The 20,391-nt window shown below is 74.6% G+C and carries 18 protein-coding genes; 5 read left to right on the forward strand and 13 right to left on the reverse strand.

Annotated elements, in window-relative coordinates:
* Positions 1-20: 20 nt before the first annotated feature.
* The 5 genes from ACZ6CV_RS01040 to ACZ6CV_RS01060 all read right to left on the reverse strand — a co-directional run bounded on the left by ACZ6CV_RS01040 (position 21) and on the right by ACZ6CV_RS01060 (position 5,863).
* The gene (locus tag ACZ6CV_RS01040) at positions 21-797 is read right to left on the reverse strand and encodes an SDR family NAD(P)-dependent oxidoreductase (RefSeq protein ID WP_469248598.1); all 777 of its coding nucleotides are present in this window, start codon (positions 795-797) and stop codon (positions 21-23) included.
* Between the two features lie 95 nt (positions 798-892).
* Positions 893-1,477: a TetR/AcrR family transcriptional regulator gene (locus tag ACZ6CV_RS01045; protein ID WP_362367247.1), complete on the reverse strand. Its 585-nt coding sequence runs from the start codon at positions 1,475-1,477 to the stop codon at positions 893-895.
* A 33-nt stretch (positions 1,478-1,510) separates the two neighbouring features.
* Positions 1,511-1,852, reverse strand: coding sequence for a nitrite reductase small subunit NirD (gene nirD / locus ACZ6CV_RS01050; protein WP_469248600.1), 342 nt, complete (start codon positions 1,850-1,852; stop codon positions 1,511-1,513).
* Positions 1,849-4,437: a nitrite reductase large subunit NirB gene (gene nirB, locus ACZ6CV_RS01055; RefSeq protein WP_469248602.1), complete on the reverse strand. Its 2,589-nt coding sequence runs from the start codon at positions 4,435-4,437 to the stop codon at positions 1,849-1,851. The genes nirD and nirB overlap by 4 nt, the downstream gene beginning before the upstream one ends.
* A gap of 1 nt (position 4,438) precedes the next feature.
* Positions 4,439-5,863, reverse strand: coding sequence for an NAD(P)/FAD-dependent oxidoreductase (locus tag ACZ6CV_RS01060; protein ID WP_469249580.1), 1,425 nt, complete (start codon positions 5,861-5,863; stop codon positions 4,439-4,441).
* 980 nt (positions 5,864-6,843) lie between these two features.
* Between ACZ6CV_RS01060 and ACZ6CV_RS01065 the strand changes: the two genes are divergently transcribed.
* The 3 genes from ACZ6CV_RS01065 to ACZ6CV_RS01075 all read left to right on the forward strand — a co-directional run bounded on the left by ACZ6CV_RS01065 (position 6,844) and on the right by ACZ6CV_RS01075 (position 9,289).
* Complete coding sequence (locus tag ACZ6CV_RS01065; protein ID WP_469248604.1) at positions 6,844-8,115, forward strand: ferredoxin reductase family protein; 1,272 nt, start codon at positions 6,844-6,846, stop codon at positions 8,113-8,115.
* 86 nt (positions 8,116-8,201) lie between these two features.
* Positions 8,202-8,393, forward strand: coding sequence for a hypothetical protein (locus tag ACZ6CV_RS01070; protein WP_362367265.1), 192 nt, complete (start codon positions 8,202-8,204; stop codon positions 8,391-8,393).
* Between the two features lie 113 nt (positions 8,394-8,506).
* Positions 8,507-9,289, forward strand: a complete 783-nt coding sequence (locus ACZ6CV_RS01075) for a sulfite exporter TauE/SafE family protein (RefSeq protein WP_469248606.1) — start codon at positions 8,507-8,509, stop codon at positions 9,287-9,289.
* Positions 9,290-10,117: 828 nt separating this feature from the next.
* Here the strand turns inward: ACZ6CV_RS01075 and ACZ6CV_RS01080 are convergent.
* The 6 genes from ACZ6CV_RS01080 to ACZ6CV_RS01105 form a co-directional block, all read right to left on the reverse strand.
* Complete coding sequence (locus ACZ6CV_RS01080; RefSeq protein WP_469248608.1) at positions 10,118-10,846, reverse strand: class F sortase; 729 nt, start codon at positions 10,844-10,846, stop codon at positions 10,118-10,120.
* A gap of 123 nt (positions 10,847-10,969) precedes the next feature.
* Positions 10,970-11,560: a hypothetical protein gene (locus tag ACZ6CV_RS01085; protein WP_469248610.1), complete on the reverse strand. Its 591-nt coding sequence runs from the start codon at positions 11,558-11,560 to the stop codon at positions 10,970-10,972.
* A 388-nt stretch (positions 11,561-11,948) separates the two neighbouring features.
* Positions 11,949-12,746, reverse strand: coding sequence for an aminotransferase class IV (locus ACZ6CV_RS01090; protein ID WP_469248611.1), 798 nt, complete (start codon positions 12,744-12,746; stop codon positions 11,949-11,951).
* Between the two features lie 154 nt (positions 12,747-12,900).
* Positions 12,901-13,416 (reverse strand): redox-sensitive transcriptional activator SoxR, encoded by a 516-nt coding sequence (gene soxR / locus ACZ6CV_RS01095; RefSeq protein WP_469248613.1) that lies wholly within the window; start codon positions 13,414-13,416, stop codon positions 12,901-12,903.
* 282 nt (positions 13,417-13,698) lie between these two features.
* Positions 13,699-15,048 (reverse strand): ATP-binding protein, encoded by a 1,350-nt coding sequence (locus ACZ6CV_RS01100; RefSeq protein ID WP_469248619.1) that lies wholly within the window; start codon positions 15,046-15,048, stop codon positions 13,699-13,701.
* A complete protein-coding gene (locus tag ACZ6CV_RS01105; protein ID WP_469248623.1) occupies positions 15,048-15,761 on the reverse strand; it encodes a hypothetical protein in 714 nt (237 codons plus the stop codon). The genes ACZ6CV_RS01100 and ACZ6CV_RS01105 overlap by 1 nt, the downstream gene beginning before the upstream one ends.
* 281 nt (positions 15,762-16,042) lie before the next feature.
* On the opposite strand from ACZ6CV_RS01105, the gene ACZ6CV_RS01110 reads away from it, so the two are divergent.
* A complete protein-coding gene (locus tag ACZ6CV_RS01110; RefSeq protein WP_469248624.1) occupies positions 16,043-16,465 on the forward strand; it encodes a gamma-glutamylcyclotransferase family protein in 423 nt (140 codons plus the stop codon).
* 183 nt (positions 16,466-16,648) lie between these two features.
* Entirely contained in the window at positions 16,649-16,945 is a 297-nt protein-coding gene (locus tag ACZ6CV_RS01115) for a DUF6355 family natural product biosynthesis protein (RefSeq protein ID WP_355808629.1), read from the forward strand.
* Positions 16,946-16,954: 9 nt separating this feature from the next.
* Here ACZ6CV_RS01115 and ACZ6CV_RS01120 read toward each other — a convergent pair whose 3' ends face one another.
* Together ACZ6CV_RS01120 and ACZ6CV_RS01125 are read right to left on the reverse strand one after the other, a co-directional pair.
* Positions 16,955-19,201: a molybdopterin oxidoreductase family protein gene (locus ACZ6CV_RS01120; protein WP_469248627.1), complete on the reverse strand. Its 2,247-nt coding sequence runs from the start codon at positions 19,199-19,201 to the stop codon at positions 16,955-16,957.
* A 249-nt stretch (positions 19,202-19,450) separates the two neighbouring features.
* Positions 19,451-20,107, reverse strand: coding sequence for a SanA/YdcF family protein (locus tag ACZ6CV_RS01125; protein WP_355808634.1), 657 nt, complete (start codon positions 20,105-20,107; stop codon positions 19,451-19,453).
* Positions 20,108-20,391: the final 284 nt, after the last annotated feature.

A 20,391-nucleotide genomic window follows, 5' to 3' on the forward strand; every position in this document is an offset into this window, starting at 1 on the left:
TCCCGGCAGGGAGGCGGGCCTCAGGCCGACGCGCCGCCGTCGATCACCAGATCCGCGCCGACGACCGAGCCGGATTCGTCCGACGCCAGGTACAGCACGGCCGCGGCGACCTCCTCGGTCGTCGACACACGGCCCAGCGGCGTCGCCTCCTTCATGCGGGCCGCCCGGTCGGCCTCGGTCTCGCCGGGGCGGAAGGACATGGTGGTGTCGGAGGAGCCGGGGCTGACGGTGTTGATGCGGACGCCGTCCCTGATGTGCTCGGCGGCGGCCGCGCGGCTCAGCGCGGAGACGGCGGCCTTGGTCGCCCCGTACGCCGCCGTACCCGGGGCGCTGGTGTGCGCGCCCAGCGTGGAGCCGACGTTGACGACCGCGCCGCCGCCCGGCTGCGTGCGCATCTGCGCCACCTCGGCCTGCAGGGCGAGCAGGACACCGGTGACGTTGATGTCGAGCATCAGGCGCCACTCGTCCTCCGGCAGTTCGGCGAGGGGGCGCCCGCCGCGCAGGATGCCCGCGTTGTTCACGGCCACGTCCAGGGACCCGAAGCGGTCGACGGTGGCGGCGACGAGCGCGGCCAGGTCGGCGGAGCGGGAGACGTCGGCGGTGACGGCGAGGGCCGTGCCGCCCGCGTCCTCGATCAGGCCCACGGTCTCCTTGAGCGGGCCCTCGGTGCGCCCGGCGACGACGACGTTCGCGCCCTCGGCGGCGAACGCGAGCGCGATGGCCCGGCCGAGTCCGGAGCCGCCGCCGGTGACGAGGGCGGTACGGCCGGTGAAGCGGGAGCGCGCTGCTGAAGCCATGACAGTACTCTTTTCTTGAACGATCGGTTCAGTATGAGGTCACAAAAAACAGCCCGAAGGCCGGGCAGGGGTGTGGAACGGAGGTCCGGCGGGGCTCAGTCGAGCAGGCTCAGCGCCTGCTCGGTCGCGTCCCGCACGCGGGCCGGGTCCTTCGATGCCTTGCCGATCACGCGCAGCCCCTGCATCAGGGTCAGGAGCATGCGCGCGAGCGCCAGCGGGTCGCGGTCCTGCGGGAGCTCGCCCTGGGCCTGCGCGCGGACGAGCGCGGAGTGCAGCAGCGTCTCCATGTGCTCCCAGCTGCGCTCGACGCAGCGGGCGGCCGGCTGGTCGTGCGGGCCGAGCTCGGCCGCGGTGTTGGTGATGAAACAGCCGTTCAGGCGCTCTTCGGGCGAGGCGGCCTCGCCGCCGAAGCGCCGCACCACCGCGCGGACGGCGGGCAGCGCGGGGCCCGGCTGCGACAGCTCGGCGAGCAGGCGCGGGTTCTGGGCGGCGGCGTACCGCTCCAGCGCCTTCAGGTACAGCTCGTGCTTGTTCCCGAACGTCGCGTAGATGCTGGCCCGCCCGATGCCGAGCGCCTCGACGAGGTCCGCCATCGACGTCGCCTCGTAGCCGCGCCGCCAGAACAGCTCCAAGGCCGACTGCAGCGCGGCGTCCGGATCGAATTCCTTGGTCCTTGCCACGAGGAAGACGGTACGCGATTCTGGAACGACCGGTCAAGCAACCCGGACCGGATGCACCGCGACGGACACCTCCTCGTCGTCCAGGCACCGCCCCGTCTCCAGGTCGAACCGCTGCTTCAGGAGCGGCGAGGCGACGAACGGCCGCCCCCGCTCCGTGCCGAGCAGCCCCCGGGAGAGCACCGCGGCGCCGGTGAACGGGTCGCGGTTGTCGATCGCGTACGGGCGGCCGTCCCGGTCCAGGAAGAGCGCCGCCTGCCGGCCGTCGGGCAGCAGGGCGGCGAGGCCGCGGCCCGGCATCAGCTGCGTACGGTCGCAGATCGCGAACCAGTCGTCGTCCAGGCGCAGTTGGACACGAGAGGCGGTCGAGTCGCTCATCGTGCGGCTCCTTCCAGGGGGCGGGGGGAGAGGGACAGCAGGGGAAGGTCGGGCTTGATCTGGTCCCGCTCCGGGACAAAGCCGACCGTGGGGTCGGGCACGCCCGGCGCGTTCACGAACGACACGAAGCGCGCGAGCCGCTCCGGGTCGTCGAGGGTCTCGGCCCACTCGTCGCGGTAGTGCGTGACGTGGGCGGCCATCAGCGACTCCAGCTCGTCGCAGATGCCGAGCGAGTCGTGGACGACGACGTCGCGTACGTGGTCGAGGCCGCCGTCGATCCGGTCGAGCCAGGCCGCGGTGCGCTCCAGGCGGTCGGCGGTGCGGATGTAGAACATCAGGAACCGGTCGATGAGGCGCACCAGTTCGGCGTCGTCGAGGTCCTGCGCGAGCAGGTCGGCGTGGCGCGGGGTGGCGCCGCCGTTGCCGCCGACGTACAGGTTCCAGCCGCTCGCCGTGGCGATCACGCCGAAGTCCTTGGACTGGGCCTCGGCGCACTCGCGGGCGCAGCCGGAGACCGCCGACTTCAGCTTGTGCGGTGCGCGCAGGCCGCGGTAGCGCAGCTCCAGGTCGATGGCCATCCGCACCGAGTCCTGCACGCCGTAGCGGCACCAGGTCTGCCCCACGCAGGACTTCACGGTGCGCAGCGCCTTTCCGTAGGCGTGGCCGGACTCGAAGCCCGCGTCCACGAGCCGCGTCCAGATCATCGGCAGCTGCTCGACGCGCGCGCCGAACAGGTCGATACGCTGGCCGCCGGTGATCTTCGTGTAGAGGCCGAAGTCCCGGGCCACCTCGCCGATCACAATCAGCTTCTCGGGGGTGATCTCGCCGCCGGGGATGCGGGGGACCACCGAATAGGAGCCGTTCTTCTGGAGGTTGGCGAGGAAGTGGTCGTTGGTGTCCTGCAGCGCTGCCTGCTCGCCGTCCAGGACATAGCCGCCGGCGCCGATCGTCGGGGCCAGCGAGGCGATGATCGAGCCGACCGCGGGCTTGCACTCGTCGCAGCCCTCGCCGCCGCGCGCCTCCTCGCGGCCGTGCCCGTCGAGCAGCGCGCGGAAGGAGGTGACGCGCAGGGCGCGCACGATCTCGTACAGCTCCTGGCGGGTCTGCGCGAAGCAGCCGCACAGCCCGTCGTCGCCGCTCTTCGGCAGCAGCTGCCCGATCACCTTCAGACAACTGCCGCAGCCGGTACCGGCCTTGGTGCACTTCTTCACCTCGGGCAGGCTGGAGCAGGCGCAGATCTGGTCCTTGGTGACGTTGTGGCAGTTGCAGATCACCGCCGAGCCGGGCAGCGCCTCCGGGCCGAGCGCGACCGGCGCCCCCGCACCCGCGGGCAGCACCAACTGCTCGGCGGGGACGGGCGGTACGGATCCGGTGAGCGGGCGCAGCAGCCCGTACGCCTCGGCGTCGCCGACGAGGATCCCGCCGAGCAGCTCACCGCCCGGCGCCATCACCAGCTTCTTGTACGTGCCCGAGCGCGAGTCGGTGTAGACGACGTCGAGGCAGCCCTCCGCCGCGCCGTGCGCGTCGCCGAAGGACGCCACGTCGACGCCGAGGAGCTTCAGCTTGGTGGACAGGTCGGCGCCGGTGAAGCTGGCCTCGCGGGAGGCGATGGCGGCGGCCGCCGTCTGCGCCATCTCGTAGCCCGGCGCGACCAGGCCGTACACCCGGCCGTCCGCCGCGAGCGCGCACTCGCCGATCGCGTACACGTGCGGGTCGCTGGTGCGACACCGCTCGTCGACGGTGATGCCGCCGCGCTCGCCGACCTCCAGGCCGTGCTCGCGGGCGAGTTGGTCGCGCGGCCGGACGCCGGCGGAGAACACCACGAGATCCGTGGCGAGTTCACTCCCGTCGGACAGCTTCATGCCGGTCACGGCGCCGTCCTCGCCGGTCAAGATCTCCTGCGTGCCGGTGCCGGTGTGCACGCTCAGGCCCATGCCGGTGATGGTGCGCAGGAGCGCGGCGCCGCCGCCCTCGTCGACCTGCACCGGCATCAGGCGCGGCGCGAACTCCACGATGTGCGTGGTCAGTCCGAGGCCCTGCAGGGCGCCCGCCGCCTCCAAGCCGAGCAGCCCGCCGCCGACGACCGCGCCGGTGGTGGCGCGCCGCTTCGCGTACTCCTCGATGGCGAGCAGGTCCTCGATGGTCCGGTAGACGAAACAGCCCGCCGCGTCCTTGCCGGGCACGGGCGGCACGAAGGGGTACGAGCCGGTGGCGAGCACGAGCGCGTCGTACGGGAAGACGGCGCCGGAGCGCGCGGTGACCGTCCTGGCCTCGCGGTCGAAGCTCTCCGCCGCGTCGCCCACGTACAGCTCGATGCCGTGCGTGTCGAGGAACGCCCGGTCGGTGAGCGAGAGTTCGTCGGGTGTGCGGCCCGAGAAGTACGAGGTGAGCTGCACCCGGTCGTAGGCGGGGCGCGGCTCCTCGCAGAGCACCACGATCCGGTGGCTCGCGGTGAGCCCCTGCTCGGCGGCGGCCTCCAGGAACCGCTGACCGACCATGCCGTGTCCGACGAGCACGAGGGTGGGGCGGGACTGCGGGGGCTGCGGGGTCTGCGAGGGCTGCGGGATCCGGGCGGGCGTTGGCATGTCAGCGGCCTCCATCGGGGGCGAGCAGGTGGAGCAGGGGGCTGTCGTCGTCGGGCAGCGGGTCGTCGGCCTCCCAGGCGCGGGCGAGCGCGCCGACCGCGGCGAGCTCGCCGAGCAGGACGCCGCCGACGAGCCGGCCGTCGCGGACGACGACCTTGCGGTAGGTGCCGCGGGTGGCGTCGGTGAGCTGGACGACGTCGTCGTCGGGGCGCGGCTCGGGATCCCCGAAGGCCGCGAGATCCAGCGGACCCGGGCCCGGCAGGGTGAGGCGGGTGAGGGTGCGGGTGCCGGTGTAGGGGCGGGTGGGGGAGCTTTTTTGGGCGGTGGAGTTTTGGTCGGCGGAGTTGTGGGTGGGGAAGGCCTGGGTGGGCGAGCTGGGGGTGGGGGAGTTGTGGGTGTGCCAGCTCGGGGTGGGGGAGTTCTGGCCGGGTGGGGCTTGGGTCGCCTCGTCTCGGCGAGGGGTGTTCCGGCTCGCGCCGGCTTGGCGCGCGGTGTCTTCGCCGGGGGCGTTCCGGTGGGGTGCGCCTCCCTCCGCTGCGTCCCGGATCAGGGCCTCCGCCAGCGCGTCGGCCTGTTCGACGGCGGGCGTGGCGAGACCGTAGACGCGGCCGTCGTGCTCCGCGCAGTCGCCGACGGCCCGGATGTGCGGGTCGGACGTCCGCAGCAGGTCGTCCACGACGATGCCCCGGCGCACGTCGAGACCGGCGGCCCGGGCGAGCCCGGTGCGGGGCCGTACGCCACAGGCGACGACGGTCAGCTCCGTCTCCAGCAGATAGCCGTCGGCGAGGACGACCCCGCGCACGGCGCCGTCCGCGACCCGGACCCCGCGCACCCGGCACTCGGTGTGCACCTCGACGCCGAGCCCCGTGAGGTGGCGGCGCACCAGCTCGGACGAGGCGGGGTCGAGCTGGCGCTCCATGAGCCGTTCGGCCTGCTGGACCAGCACGACCTGGGCGCCGCGGCAGGCGAGCGCACGGGCCGCCGAGACGCCGAGGAGGCCGCCGCCGATGACGACGACGCGGACGCCCTCCGCCACCGCCGCGGACAGGGCGAGACAGTCGTCCATGGTGCGGAACGCGTGCACGCCGCCGGGCAGTTCCCCGGCACCGGGCGCGAACAGGCCGCGCAGCGGCGGCAGTACGGGGTTGGAGCCGGTCGCGAGGACGAGGGTGGTGTACGGGACGACGGTGCCGTCGGCGCACAGTACCCGGCGTTCGGCGCGGTCGACCCGGACCGCGCGGGTGCGCAGCACGGGGCCCCGCGGACTCGGCAGGGCGATCACTTCGGGGCCGTACCGCCCGGCGAGGACCTCGGCGAGCAGGACGCGGTTGTACGGGGAGTGCTCCTCCTCGCCGATCAGGACGGTGCCGTCGCCGAGGCGCTGTGCCAGGCGGGCGCCGGCCAGGCCCGCGCCGATCACCACCACACGGGCAGCTTCCCCGGGGTGACCTTCGGGGGCCGGTGCGGTGCCGGTGGCCGGCGGCTGCGCTGAGGAGGTCATGTCCGGCAGCCTGCGGTGCGGGTGTTACCCGGCAGGATCGGAGTTGTTTCCCGCGGGGAACGCTGCGCTCAGCGGTGGCGGGGGAGGGCTGTGAGGGCCCATGGCTTAACCCCTGTTGAGCGGTTCCTCAAGGCCGCCTTAAGGAACCGGCGAACCCCGCTGACCAGCGGATCTCGACCCCTCACGGCGCCTAGTGTGCCGCCGTGACCACCGAGGCAGCCGACCCCAGACTCGACGCGTACCCCGCGCTGGCCGCGTACCTGCGGCAGATGGACGCCCCGCCGCCGCAACCCGGCGTTCCGCCGACGCGTGGCGGGCCGACGGGCTGCGGGCCGACGTACGACGACCCGACGCATGGCGGGCCGAAGCGTGGCGGGCCGACGCGTGGTGAGCCGATGCACGTCGGGCCGACGCACGGAGAGCCGATGCACGGTCAGCCGGTGGAGGTGCCGCCTGCGGGCGCGCCACCGGTTGGGGCGCCGGGCGTGCGGCGTCGCGTGTCACGGAGGGGGCGGCGGGGCGTGTGGCGCGGGGGGCGGCGAGGAGTGGCTCCGAGCCCGCAGCGCCCGCCGAGCCCGCAGCGCCCGCCGAGCTCGCCGAGCCCGCAAAGCCCGCCGAGCCCGCAAAGCCAGCCGAGCCAGCCGAGCCCGCCGAGCCAGCCGAGCCTGCCGAGCCCGCCGAGCCCGCAGCGTCGGCTGAGCCCGCAGCGCCCGCCCCGAGGCGCGACCACGGCACCGCGAAACCCCGTCACCCCCGTCACCCCCGTCACCTCCAGCACCCCCGTCACCTCCAGCACCCCCGTCACCCCTGGCACCCCTGGCACCCCCGTCACCTCCAGCACCCCCGTCACCCCTGGCACCCCCGTCACCCCGATCCGCGTCTCGCCCCGTGCCCTGCGGACCGGCGTGCTCGGCGGCGCGTTCGCCGTCACCGCGCTGTGGGCCGCCCAAGTGGAGCCGTCCGCGCGTCTCGACGTGCTGTGCGCCACCGCGGCGCACCTCACCGGGCTGCTCGCCGGGTACGGGATCCTCGTCATGCTGTTCCTGATGGCCCGCGTCCCCGCCGTCGAGCACGGCGTCGGCGCCGACCTGCTCGCCCGGCGGCACGCCCTCGGCGGCCGGTACGTGCTGAGCCTCTGCGCGGCCCACGCCCTGCTCGCCCTCTGCGCGTACGCCGCCCACACCGGCACCGACCTGCTGAGCACCGCCCTCGGCCTGCTCGGCTACCCGGGCGTCACCGCCGCCACCGCGGGCACCGTCCTGCTCGCCGCCGTCGGCGCCACCTCGGCCCGCGCGCTGCGCCGCCGCGTCTCGCACGAGACCTGGCGCGCCGTCCACCTGCTCACCTACCTCGGCGCCGCGCTCGCCTTCGCGCACCAGTTGGCGGGACCGGACGTCGCGGCCGGCGTCCTCACCCTGTGGCTCTGGTCGTTGCTGCACGCCACCGTCGCCGTCCTGCTGGGCTGGTACCGCCTGGTCGTCCCCGTACGTCAGGCGCTGCGCCACAGCCTGCGGGTCACCGAGGTGCGCGGCGAGGGGCCCGGCGTCGTCTCCGTCACGGTGCAGGGCATCGGGGTCGACCAACTGCGCGCCGAGCCGGGTCAGTTCTTCCGGTGGCGGTTCCTGCAGCGCAGGCTCTGGCGCACCGCGCTGCCGTTCTCGCTCTCCGCGCCCGTACGCGACGACATGCTGCGCATCACGGTGAAGGCGGCCGGCGACCACACCCGGCGGATGCGGCGTCTGCGTCCTGGCACGCGCGTCCTGGCGACCGGGCCCTTCGGCGCGCTCACCGCGCACCGCCGCACGCGGCGCAAGGTGCTGCTCCTCGCGGGCGGTGTGGGCATCACGCCGATGCGGGCCCTGTTCGAGACGCTGCCCGGCGGTCCCGGCGACCTCACGCTGCTCTACCGCGCGGGCAGCGCCGAGCAGCTCGTCCTGCGGGAGGAGCTGGAGGCGATCGCGGAGCGGCGCGGCGCCGGCCTGCACTATCTGCTGGGCCGCTCCGACGCCGCGTTCTCCCCGCTCGCGCCGCAGGCCCTGCGCAACCTGGTCCCTGACCTGGCCGAGCACGACGTCTACGTGTGCGGGCCGCCTGGCATGACGGCGGCGGCCACGACGGCGCTGCTGCGTGCGGGGGTGCCGGCCCACCACATCCACGCGGAGCACTTCACGCTCTGACCGCTCCCGCTCGCACCTGCCCGTTCCCGCCTCCCCCACCTGTCCGTTCGCCCGCCCCCGAGAACGAAAGCCGGTCACCCAAGCACATGGGACGTCACCGCAAACCCGTCGCCCCCGCCCCGGGACCCACCCGCCAGGCCCGCCGGAAACTCGCGGCGGGCCTGGCGGGAGCGAGCGCGCTGGTCGCCACGGTGCTGGCCCTGGCCGTCGACCCGGCGGCGCCCCCGGCCCCCGACCGCACGTCGCCGATCGCACCGGCACCACAGGCGGCGCCCTGAGGGCGCCGGGCCCCGCTGGACGGCCCTCCCTCCCCCCCCCGGGACCTCAGAAGACCCTCAACTCTCCGCTTTTTCGTGGACGCCGTGATCACCCGGTACTTAAGGTCGCGATCATGCCCGACATATCCCTGACCGCGATCGTCGTCCTCTGCCTCGCCGCCCTCGCGGCCGGCTGGATCGACGCCGTGGTCGGCGGCGGGGGACTGCTGCTGCTCCCTGCCCTCCTCCTCGGCCTCCCCGGCGGCACGCCTGCCGCGCACGCCCTCGGTACGAACAAGGCCGTGGCGATCGTCGGCACGACCGGTGCCGCCGTCACGTACGTAAGGAAGACGCCCGTCGACGTACCGACCGCCGTGCGGATCGGTCTCGCCGCGCTCGCGGGATCGATGGGCGGCGCCTTCCTCGCGGCCGGGATGAGCACGGAGGTCCTGAAGCCGGTGATCATGGTGGTGCTGCTCGCCGTCGCCGCCTTCGTGATCCTCCGGCCCGCGTTCGGCACGGCGCCGGCCACCGGGCCCGCCTCGCCGAAGCGGATCCTCGCCGCGATCGGCCTCGCGGGCCTCGGCATCGGCTTCTACGACGGCCTCATCGGCCCCGGCACCGGCACGTTCCTCGTGCTCGCCCTGACGGCGGTGCTCCACCTCGACCTGGTCTCCGCCTCCGCCACCGCGAAGATCGTCAACTGCTGCACCAACGCGGGCGCCCTCGCGATGTTCGCCTGGCAGGGCGCGGTCCTGTGGCAGCTGGCCGGCCTGATGGCCGTCTTCAACCTCGCGGGCGGCATGTTCGGCGCACACACGGCCCTGAAGAAGGGCAGCGGCTTCGTCCGCGCGGTCCTGCTGACCACGGTCCTGGCCCTGGTCGTGAAGATGGCCTACGAACAGTGGCTGGCGTGAGGGGTCTCGCCGGGGGCGTGACGGATCTCGCCGGGGGCGTGACAGGGACTCGCGCCCCGCGCCCCGCGCCCGCGCCTGCGCCGGAGGCGATAGGGCTTGGCGCCCGCGCCCGGGGCGATGGGGTCTGGCGCCCCGCGCCGGGAGAGAGAGGGGCTGACGCCCGCGCCGGGGGTGATGGGGTCTGGCGCCCGCGTCCTGAGGTCGCAGTGTCCGGCGCCCGACCGGCGGTAGCGCCTCGCACAGGAAGGCCCTCGGCGCACAGCGAGGGGGAGTGCAGCGCCCTATACCGGGGGGCCTCGGCGCCCGGCGCGGGCGAGTGCCACGCCCCGTACGGGGAGGGGCCGGGCTCGATCCGCTCGCTGGGGAATCGCCCGCCCCCGGGCCGGGTGGGCAGGCGAGCCGCTGCCGGGTATGCCTCGATGCCCCGCGACGGGGGCGGGCGGCGCACGGCGCGGGGGAGTGCAGCGCCCCGTACCGGAAGGGCTGGGCTCGGTCCGCTCGACGAGGGTCCCCCCGGGGCCGGGTGAGCAGCCGAGCCGCTGCCGGGTATGCCTCGGTGCCCCGCGACGGGGGCGTTTGGCGCACGGCGCGGGGGAGTGCGGCGCCCCGTATCGGGAGGGGCCGGGTTCGGTCCGCTCGCCGACGGATTGCCCGCCCCCGGCCGGGGGTGAGCAGCCGAGCCACCGTTTCCGGCAAGCTTCGACGCCCGCCCCGCACCACGCAGCCGCCCACCCCGCCCCGCATCAGGCAGTCGTCCCGCCCCGCCCCACGCAGCCGTCCCACCCCACCCCGCACCACGCAGCCACCCCGCCCCGCCCCGTACGGGCCTCACCGCACCGACGTGAGGTGGGCGAAGACGACTACGTTGCCCTGGTAGCCCGTCTGCTTCGAGTATCTGCCGCCGCACGTGATGACCCGCAGTTCCGGGCGGGGTGCCGCGCCGTACACCTTCTCGTCGGGGAAGTCCGCCGCGTCGTACACCTCGTTCGCGTCGACCGTGAAGACGGCCACGCTGCCGTCCCTGCGCGCGACCTCGATCGTGCGGCCCTTCTGCAACGCGCCCAGCTGGTAGAAGACGGCCGGGCCCTCCTTGTTGTCGACGTGGCCCGCCACGATCGCGGTGCCGCGTTCGCCGGGCGTCGTGCCCGCCTCGTACCAGCCCGCCAGGTTCTTCCGCTCCGGCGGCGGCACGTCGAGGCTGCCCTGCTTGGTCAGGCCGAGCCCCATCAACGGCGTGTCGACGCCGATGGAGGGGATCCGCACACGGTCGGGCGGGGACGGTGGCAGCGGCGCGGTGCCGGTGGAGGAGACGTGGGAAGTGGTCGGCTTCCGCTCGTGGTGGGGCGTGCGTGTGACCGGCCCCGGGGGCGACGCGGCCTGCGCGGCGGACGGCTGCGGCGGCGGATGCGTCCGCGCGCCACTGCTCAGCAGCCACGCCCCGGTGCACAGCGCCACCGCGGTGACCGTGCCTATGAGGGCGTTCCCGACCCTGCGGCGGTTACGGGGCCCCGTACGGGAACGCGTACGGGACTTCGGTGCGCGGCGTGTACGGCGCATACGGCGTCCCCCTCGGGGTCGGTCGGGCCACTCCCTCGTCCCCCTCCCCCTCCCCGCCCGCGAGGGGACACGGGCCGGGAAGGGGCGGGGGCGGCGGTACCGGTGGACAGCGGAGGGTGTCCGTCAGATCCTGTCGCCTCTCGCCCGGCGATGCAGGAGCCAGGTACCGCCCGCGGCGGCGACGGCCAGGGCCGCCACTCCCGCCGCGGTCTGCACGGGGTCGGGGCCGAGTGCGCCGCCGACCCCCGTCTTCACGTGTCCCCGCGGGACCGGGTGCGGCCGCTCGCCGGCGGCCGCGGTGGAGGTGATTGTGACCACCAGGTCGCCCGCGATCCGCTTGTCCTTCGCCCCGGAACCGCCGGACCCGGAACACTTCGCGACGATCTCGTAGGTGCCGGGCTGCGCCGACGGCGGCACCTCGAACCGGCCGGCCGTGGCCTCACCGCTCTCCTGGTGCGCCCCGGGCGCCATCGTGAACGTCCCCGCGCCCACCGCGCTGGCGTCACCCGTCGCCGTCCCGCCGGGGCCGCACGCGGTCGTGTGCACGGTGACGGCGGAGCCGGGGGTGACGGTGGCCGGCTGGATCTGCAGGACCCCGGCGGGCGGGCCTGGGGCGCCGGCCAGGGCGAGGACGGGGACGGTGAAGGCGGGGACGGACAGGGCGCCCACCGCCACGGCTAGAGCGGTACCGGTCAGCAGGCGGGCGTTGCGCATTGCTCGTTCCTCCGAGGGCCTTCGCGCAGGCACGGCCCGCGGCACCCCCAAGTGCCGCTGCGTCGGTCGAACCCCGCTCTACCGAGGTAAGTGGCAGCGAGCGCCCCGCGCCTCCTGATGGGGCATCAGAAACGCCGGGTTCGGGCCGTCGGGGACGCGGTGACGGACGCGTTCCAGCAGGTCACCGGGGCAACGGGGCACAGTGCCCGAAGGGCGCGCGGGACGCCTGTGAATGGGTGACCCGCGCCCGCCGGGTAGGCCGTCCGGGGGATCGGCCGGAGAGGGATCGGCCGGAGGGAGGCCAGTCGGAGGGGGGCCGGTCGGAGGGGGCCGGTTCGAGGGGAGTCCGTCAGGCAGGGAGAGGCCGAGGGGCAACCGGTGACTCGGATCAGATCGCGTCCCACGGCACCGCCTCGTAGACCCCGGCCACCCTCCCCATCAGCTCCTCGTCGATCCCGTACGTCACGTCGTCGATCCGCCGCACGGGCCGGACCCCCCAGGCGTTGGTGACGAAGGCCGCCGCGTACGACGGGAGGTCGGCGAGGGTGACCGGCGCGTGCCGGGTCGGCAGGCCCGCGGCGGGCAGACCGGCCTCGACCAGCTGCATCGTGATGCCGGACAGGTGCGGCGCGCTCGGCCACACGACCGCGTCGCCGTCGAAGAAGGCGACGTTCGTGACGGCACCCTCGCTGACCGCGCCGTCCGGTCCGGTGAGCAGCGCCTCGTCGAAGCCGGCGCGGCGCACGAGCTCGGCGTGCCGCGCCTGCCCGAAGCCGCCGAGGTGCTTGATGTGGGCGAAGGGCCGCTGGTACGGCACGGACCGCAGCGACTGCGCCCGCTCCTCCCACGTCGCCGCCAACTCCGTCGGCGGCCGGACGGTGACCATGAACGACGGTGCCCCGTCGGGGGCGTGGACGTGGACCCGTACGGTCGCCTCCTCGATGTCGTCGCGCAGGATGTGCCGGATCAGGCCGCGCACCCGCTCCCCGTCGACGGCGCGCCCGAAGAGCTCGCGGGTGGCCGCGTCGAGCCGGGCCAGATGACGGTCGATGCCGCGCACCTTGCCGCCCCTGACCTGCATCGCGGTGAAGTGCCCGGTCTGGACGAGGGCGGGCCACAGCAGGGCCTCGGCGGTGGCCGGCCGTCCGTCGATCTCGATGCGTTCGACCAGTGCGGTGATAGTCATGCGGACACGCTACGAGACGTGCGCGCGGCGGTTACGAGGCGTGGGCGCGGAGGCTGCGAGGCGTGGGCGCGGCGGTTGCGAGGCGTGCGCGCGGAGGCTGCGAGGCCTGTGCGCGGCGGCTGTGAGACGCGTGCATGTCGTCCGGCCGCCGCCTCTACGGGGTGGCCGGGTCCGCCGGCGCGGGCACGCACGTCCCGGTGGCGCAGGGGATCTCCTTCTCCACCACGCGGCGCGGTCCCGGCCCGCGCGAGCCCAGCGCGTCCCACGAGTTGGACAGCGCGCACCGGGAGAGCGAGAGGCAGCCGCAGCCGATGCAGTCCGTGAGGTTGTCGCGCAGCCGCTGCAGGGTCCGTATGCGTTCGTCGAGGTCCTCGCGCCAGCACTCGGAGATCCTGGCCCAGTCCGCCCGGTTCGGGGTGCGGTCCTCGGGGAGCAGGGAGAGCACCTCACGGATCGCGGCCAGCGGCATGCCCAACTGCTGGGAGGTGCGGATGAAGGCGACGCGGCGCAGGGTGTCACGGCTGTAGCGGCGCTGGTTGCCCGACGTACGGCGGGACGTGATGAGCCCCTCGCTCTCGTAGAACCGCAGGGCGGAGGGTGCGACGCCGCTGCGTTCGGCGAGCTCGCCGATGGTGGCTTCCTTGGCTAGCGGGGCGAGGCGGTGGGTCATGCCGCCAGCGTAGTCAGGGGCGGAGCGGGGCCCCGGACCGCGGTGCGCACCGCCCAACTCCCCGCGGGGCGTGGCCGGTACGGGCCCACGGCAGCCGCGCCCCGAGGCCGGCCCCACGGCAGCCGCGCCCCGAGGCCGGCCCCACGGCAGCCGCGCCCCGAGGCCGGCCCCACGGCAGCCGCGCCCCGAGGCCGGCCCGACGGCTGCGCCCCCGAGGCCGGCCCGACGGCAACCGCACCTCTGAGGCCAGCCCCGCCCCCGAGGCCGGCCCCACCCCCGAGGTCAAGCCCGCGGCAACCGCACCGCCGCCACCGCCCCGCCGTCCGCGGCGTTGGCGAGCGCCACCCGGGCGCCGATCACCTGGGCCTGGCCGAGCGCGATGGTCAGGCCGAGGCCGGTGCCCTGGCCGCGCTCGCGCGCTCCGGTCTGGAACCGCTGCGGGCCGTCCGCCAGCAACCGCTCCGGGAAGCCGGGCCCGTGGTCGCGCACCCTGACCTCCACGCCGTCGACCCGCACCTCGACCGGAGCACCGCCGTGCCGGTGGGCGTTGCTGACCAGGTTGGTGAGGATCCGCTCCAGGCGCCGCGCGTCGGTCCGTACGTACGTCTCGTACGCGCTCTCCGCACCCACCGCCGTGAAGCCGGCCGCCGAACCGCCCGTGCGCTCCGCGATGGTCTCGACGAGCCGTCCCAGCGGATGCACCTCCAGGTCCGGCTTCTCCACCGCCGCGTCGAGCCGCGCCACTTCGAGCAGATCCTCGGTGAGGACGTGCAGGGCGCGGACCCGGTCGCGGACCAGCTCGGTCGGGCGGCTCGCCGGCAACAGCTCGGCCGCCGTGTGCAGCCCGGTCAGCGGGGTGCGCAGCTCGTGCGCGACATCCGCGGTGAACCGCTGCTCGGCCTCCAGGCGTTGCTGCAGGGAGGCGGCCATCGTGTCGACGGCGGTGGCCAGTTCGGCCACCTCGTTCCCGCCGTGCGTACCGGCGGGCCGCCGCGGATCGCCGATGCGGGCGTCGAGTTCGCCCTGGCTGATCCGGCGCGCGATGGCCGCGGCGGTGCGCAGTTCGCGGCTGAGCCGGCTGGAGAGCCCCGCGCCGCCGAGCGCGGCGAGGCCGACGACAACGGCACCCGAGACGAGCAACTGCCGGTCGAACTCCGCCATCTCGTCCGCCTGCTGCCGCAGCGACTCCCGGACGGACAGGACGTGGCGCGGATGGTCGCCGACCGGCCGGGCCGCCCAGACGCACGGGTCGTCCGACGTCATGTCGAGGTAAGTGGTGCGCTGCCCGGCCAACGCGGCCCGCCGCAACGGCCCCGGCAGCCGCGGGTCGTCGAGGGCGGCCCCCGTGTCGGCCTGGTCCACCTGACCCGTGAGCTCGTACAACTGCCGTACGCGGACGAGTTGGGCCACCGCCCCGGAGCGCGCGCTGTCGGTGACCTGGTCGAGCCGGGCGTCGTGGACGAGCAGGCCGATGGCGACGGCCACCACGGCGCAGCCCGCGGCGAGCAGCGCGGCGATCTTCCAGCGCAGCCCGAGACGGCCCGGCGCGGCACGGACATGGGCCAGGGCCGGAGCCAGGGCCGCAGAGACCGGGTGCGGCCGCCGCCCGGCCGTACGCGACATCGAGGTCATCACGGGGACGAGGACGGGGACGGGGAGTCGGAGGGTGTGGGCGGCGTGGGTGGCGTGGAGGTGCCGCTCTTGCCGCTCTTGTAGTTCTTGATGTCGCTGACCGTGGACATCCGGGCGCCGTCCCAGTGGAACCGCACGGCCTGCTCGCCGCCGTCCGAACACGGCGTACGCACCAGCAGGTCGGGGCCGATCGTCTCCACGGCCAGATTCCTGCCGGAGGTGAACAGGATCGGGTAGACCTTGCCGCCGTGCTCGCGGTAGACGGCCAGGACGGACCGGCCGCTCTCGGTGTCGGCGGCCACGAGCATCTCGGGCTTCTTGTCGCCGGTCAGGTCCAGGAACTTCGGCGGACGCAGCCCCGCACGCCCCGGCCGGTCGATCTCCCCGCGGTCGGCCAGCGGCTTCGTACGGGGATCGGCCCGCAGCACCGCGTGCACGTCCACGGAGGCCAGTCCCCCGGAGCCGACGCGCGCCAGCCCCTTCAGCGGGCGCGGCGGCGGCTGGCGCGTGGCGGCCTCGGCGCCGGGCGCCCGCGCGGACGTGCCGGTCCAGGCCGGCCAGACCGCCTCGGGGTGCGGCTGCACGGAGACGGTCGGCGCGGCCTCACCGTGGCCGAGACCGTTCGTGCCGCCGCACCCGGCGAGCGCGAAGGCGGCCAGGGCGACGAAGGGGGCGGCGCCCAGCAGGAGCGGGCGGCGGGAGATCGGGTTCATGGGGAGGCTGACCGTCAGGTGGCATGGCATGGAGTGACATGGCGTGGCAAGTGAGGGGAGGAGCGCTGGTGGTGGCCGGCTCGGGAACTGCGCTGGGGATTCGGCAGAAGACCGGCCACCGCTCTCGAAGGTAGGAACCGTCCATCACGGAAAACGGGAGGTTATGTAACAGCTGCCCCTAAGAGCTGCCGAACCACCAGTTTCAGGACCTTCGACCTGGGCACTCGCCTCTGGCCGAACCTGTGCACAATCGTCGTATGGACGCTGCGCACGATCGGCGCGTGAACTTGCCGTTCTTCGTCTACGGCACCCTGCGCCCGGGCGAACCCAACCACGCCGCGTACCTGCACGGCCGGACCGTCGCGGAGGAGCCCGCCCGCCGGCCGGACGCGGTCCTCTACGAAGGCCCCGGTTATCCCTACGCCGTCGAAGCCGCAGGCCACGGCCCGGTCCACGGAGACCTGGTGACGCCCGGACCCGCCTCCTACGACCGGCTCCTCGTCGCCCTCGACCTCCTCGAGGAGTACGTCCCCGGCGACCCCCGCAACCTGTACGAACGCGTCGCCCGCGACGTCATCCGCCCGGACGGCACGACGACCCGCGCCTGGATCTACGTCGCCGCCCCACGCCTCGCGGCCGGCCTCCTGACCTCCGGAACGGTGATCGATGGCGGAGACTGGACCACCTCCAGGACCCACCACTGAGCACCGGGGCACACAGCGCACCCCGCACCACCCGCGCACTCGATCCGGTGGACTTCGTCGCCCGTGCGAGCGACACGAGCCGCCCGCGTGATCACGGAAGGCGCCGGTCGGTGCGACTCTCGGTCCGCACCGGTCGGTGCGCGAGCCGGTGCGCGAGCACCACGTCCTCAGCAGGAGTTGTCCATGAGCCTTCGCCGTACGCTGTCGGTCCTCGTCGGAGCCGCGGCCCTCACCCTCGGCCTCCCCGCCGCGGGCACCGCGTCCGCCCACGCACCGGCCGCGGCCCTGAACCCCTGCGGTTTCTACGAGACCGCCAGCGACGCCTACTACAACCACTGCACGAGCGACGGCTCCCGTGTCGTCATCAAGGTCCGGGTGGCCTGGGGCCCCGACTACGAGCGCTGCGTCGCCCCGGGCCGGAGCTGGCTGGGCTCGGCGAAGAAGATCCAGGGCGCGCACTACATCGGCCGCACCTGCTGACACCGACCCCTACGCCCGTTCCAACCGCACCGCGCACACCTTGAACTCCGGCATCCGCGAGACGGGATCCAGCGCCGGATGCGTCAGGGTGTTGGCCCGGCCCTCGCCCGGCCAGTGGAACGGCATGAAGACCGTGTCCGCGCGGATCGCCGTCGTGACCCGCGCCGGAACCACCGCGCGGCCGCGCCGCGAGATCACGGCGACCGGATCGTCCTCCCCGACCCCCAGACGCGCGGCGAGCCGCGGATGCAGCTCCACGAAGGGCCCCGGAGCCGCAGAGTTGAGCTCGTCGACGCGCCGCGTCTGGGCCCCGGACTGGTACTGCGCGAGCACCCTCCCCGTGGTCAGCAGCACGGGATACTCCGCGTCCGGCTCCTCCGCCGCGGCCCGGTGCACCACCGGCACGAACCGCGCCCGCCCGTCCTCGGTCGCGAACCGGTCCAGAAACAACCGCGGCGTCCCAGGATGCGGCCCCTCACCACCCGGCGATCCCGCGTCTCCCGGCACCTCCGCCGGTCCCGGCGCCCCCGCCCTCCCCGGCACCTCCGCCCCTCCCGGCACCTCCGCCGCGCCGGCCGAGCCGTCGTCCGGGCACGGCCAGAACACCCCCGCCCCCTCGTCCTTCCTCAGTCGCTCGTAACTGATCCCCGAATAGTCCGCCGGGCCACCCGCACTCGCCCGGCGCAACTCCTCGAACACCTCCTCCGGTTCCGTGGGAAACCCCTTCCCGTGACCGAGCCGGGCCGCGAGCCCGTGCAGCACGTCCAGATCGCTGCGCACCCCGGCCGGCGCGGACACGGCCCGGCGGCGCAGCAGTACCCGCCCCTCCAGGTTCGTCACCGTCCCGGTCTCCTCCGCCCACTGCGTCACCGGCAGCACCACGTCCGCCAGTTGGGCCGTCTCGGACAGCACCACGTCCGCCACCGCCAGGAAGTCCAGCGAACGCAGCCGCTCCTCCACGTGTGCGGCCCGCGGCGCGGAGACGACCGGGTTGGAGCCCATCAGGAGCAGCGTCCTGATGTCCCGGCCCAACGCGTCGAGCAGCTCGTACGCCGACCGGCCCGGACCCGGCAGGGAGTCGGGATCCACGCCCCAGACGCCCGCCACGTGCGCCCGCGCCGCCGGATCGGTCAGCTTGCGGTAACCGGGCAACTGGTCCGCCTTCTGGCCGTGTTCGCGTCCGCCCTGGCCGTTGCCCTGGCCCGTCAGGCAGCCGTACCCGGACAACGGCCGCCCGGCGCGCCCTGTGGCCAGGCACAGGTTGATCCACGCCCCGACGGTGTCCGTGCCCTTGGCCTGCTGCTCGGGCCCGCGGGCGGTGAGCACCATCGCGGCGTCGGCGTCGCAGAAGAGCCGTACGGCATCGCGCAGTTGGGGCACGGCCACGCCGGTGATCCGCTCCACGTGCTCGGGCCAGTGCGCCATCGCTGCCGCCCGTGCCTCCTCCCATCCGCTCGTCCGCTCCTCGATGTACGCCTCGTCCGTGCGCCCCTCCGCCACGACCAGGTGCAGCAGGCCGAGGGCCAGGGCGAGATCCGTGCCGGGCCGGGGCGCCAGGTGCAGGTCGGCCTGTTCGGCGGTCCGGGTCCGGCGCGGGTCCACGACGATCAGCGTGCCGCCGTTCGCCCGCAGCTCCGTGAGGTAGCGCAGCGCGGGCGGCATGGTCTCGGCGAGGTTCGACCCGACGAGGATCACGCAGCCGGTGCGCGGCACGTCCTCCAGCGGGAAGGGCAGCCCCCGGTCCAGGCCGAACGCCCGTTGCCCGGCGGCCGCCGCCGACGACATGCAGAAGCGGCCGTTGTAGTCGATCTGCGACGTGCCGAGCGCCACCCGCGCGAACTTCCCCAGCGCGTACGCCTTCTCGTTGGTCAGACCGCCCCCGCCGAACACCCCGCAGGCGTCCGCCCCGTGCTCCGCCCGCACGCGGGACAGCTCGTCGGCGATCCGGTCGAGTGCGTCCTCCCAGGAGGCCGGCGCGAGCTCGCCCGTGGTGCGGGACCGGACGAGCGGCTCCGTCAGGCGCACCCGCGAGGAGAGCACCTCGGGAGCCGTCCGCCCCTTGCCGCAGAGGGCCCCCTTGTTGACGGGGAAGCCGGCACGCTCCACCACCTCCACCCCGCCGCCTGGCCCCGCCTGGAGGCCCATCCCGCACTGCAACGCGCAGTACGGACAGTGGGTCGCCGTCACCCCGGCCCGAGCAGCCGGGTCCGTGGCCGGGGGAGTCGACGGTGTCGCCGGTGTCGCCGTGGAGTGCATGCCGTCCAGCCTCCGCCGGGCGTGTTACGTGCCCCGGCGTGATCACGTTACGCACGCGGTAAGCCGACCTCAGCGTTCCTCGCGCGCGGCTGTGAGGCCGGCCCGAGCGTCCCGCAGGGGTGAGGGCGACCCGTCCCGAGCCCTCCGTACAGGCGAGGGCCATCAGGTCCGGGCCTCCCGTAGAGGCGAGGGCACGGACCCGGAACCGGCCCCGGCCAGGGCCACCGCCCACGCCCGCCCGGCCCCCGCTCAGCGGCGCGAGGCCAACGCCCGCTCCACGCCCGGCTCCTGGCGCCCCAGGAAGTGCGGGTCGGGCCGGAACGCCGCGTCGAGCGCCGCCTTGCCCGCCGCGAAGACCTCCCGCGCGCCGCCGTAGTACCAGGTCGCGTCGTGCACCGCGTCCACCCCCACGCCGTACGACGAGACGCCTGCCGCGTCGCACAGCGCGACCGCCCTGCGTATGTGGAACCCCTGGCTGATCAGCACCGCCTGGTCCACGCCGAAGATCTTCTTCGCGCGGACGCAGGAGTCCCAGGTGTCGAACCCGGCGTAGTCGCTCACGATCCGGCGCCCCGGCACGCCGTGCTTCTTCAGGTACGCGCGCATGGCGTCCGGCTCGTCGTAGTCCTCACGGCTGTTGTCGCCCGTGACGAGCACGACCTCTATGCGGCCCTTGCGGTACAACTCGGCCGCCGCGTCGAGCCGGTGGGCCAGGTACGGCGACGGCTCGCCCTTCCACAGCCCCGCGCCGAAGACCATGGCGACCCGGGAGCGTGGCGCGTCCTCGACCGTGCCGACCTTGTCGTCCGTGGTCACGAACAGCCAGGTCGCGGGGGACAGCGCGAGCACGCACAGGGCCATCACGGCCTGCACGGTCCGCCGCCGCTCCGTGCGGGTGCGGGGCATGCGCAGCCAGGCCGGCCTGTGCGTCCGCCACCCCGGCAACCTCCGCGCCCGCAACCACCGCGCCCGCAACCTCCGCGCCCATCCCCGCCGTTCCCGTTCCTGCGCCCGTTCCCGTTCCCCGTGCCGTTCCACCGTCATCCGCCCCCGTGCCCCGTACCCACCGGATCCCCCCGACCCGATCACTGCCACAACCGTAAACGCCGCCACCCGCCGCGTCAGCGCCTCCCGCCCCCGAAACAACCCGGAGATGACCCCGATCCCGCCCCCGACCTTGCCCCCACGCC

The sequence above is a fragment of the Streptomyces sp. NPDC041713 genome, assembly GCF_055591085.1.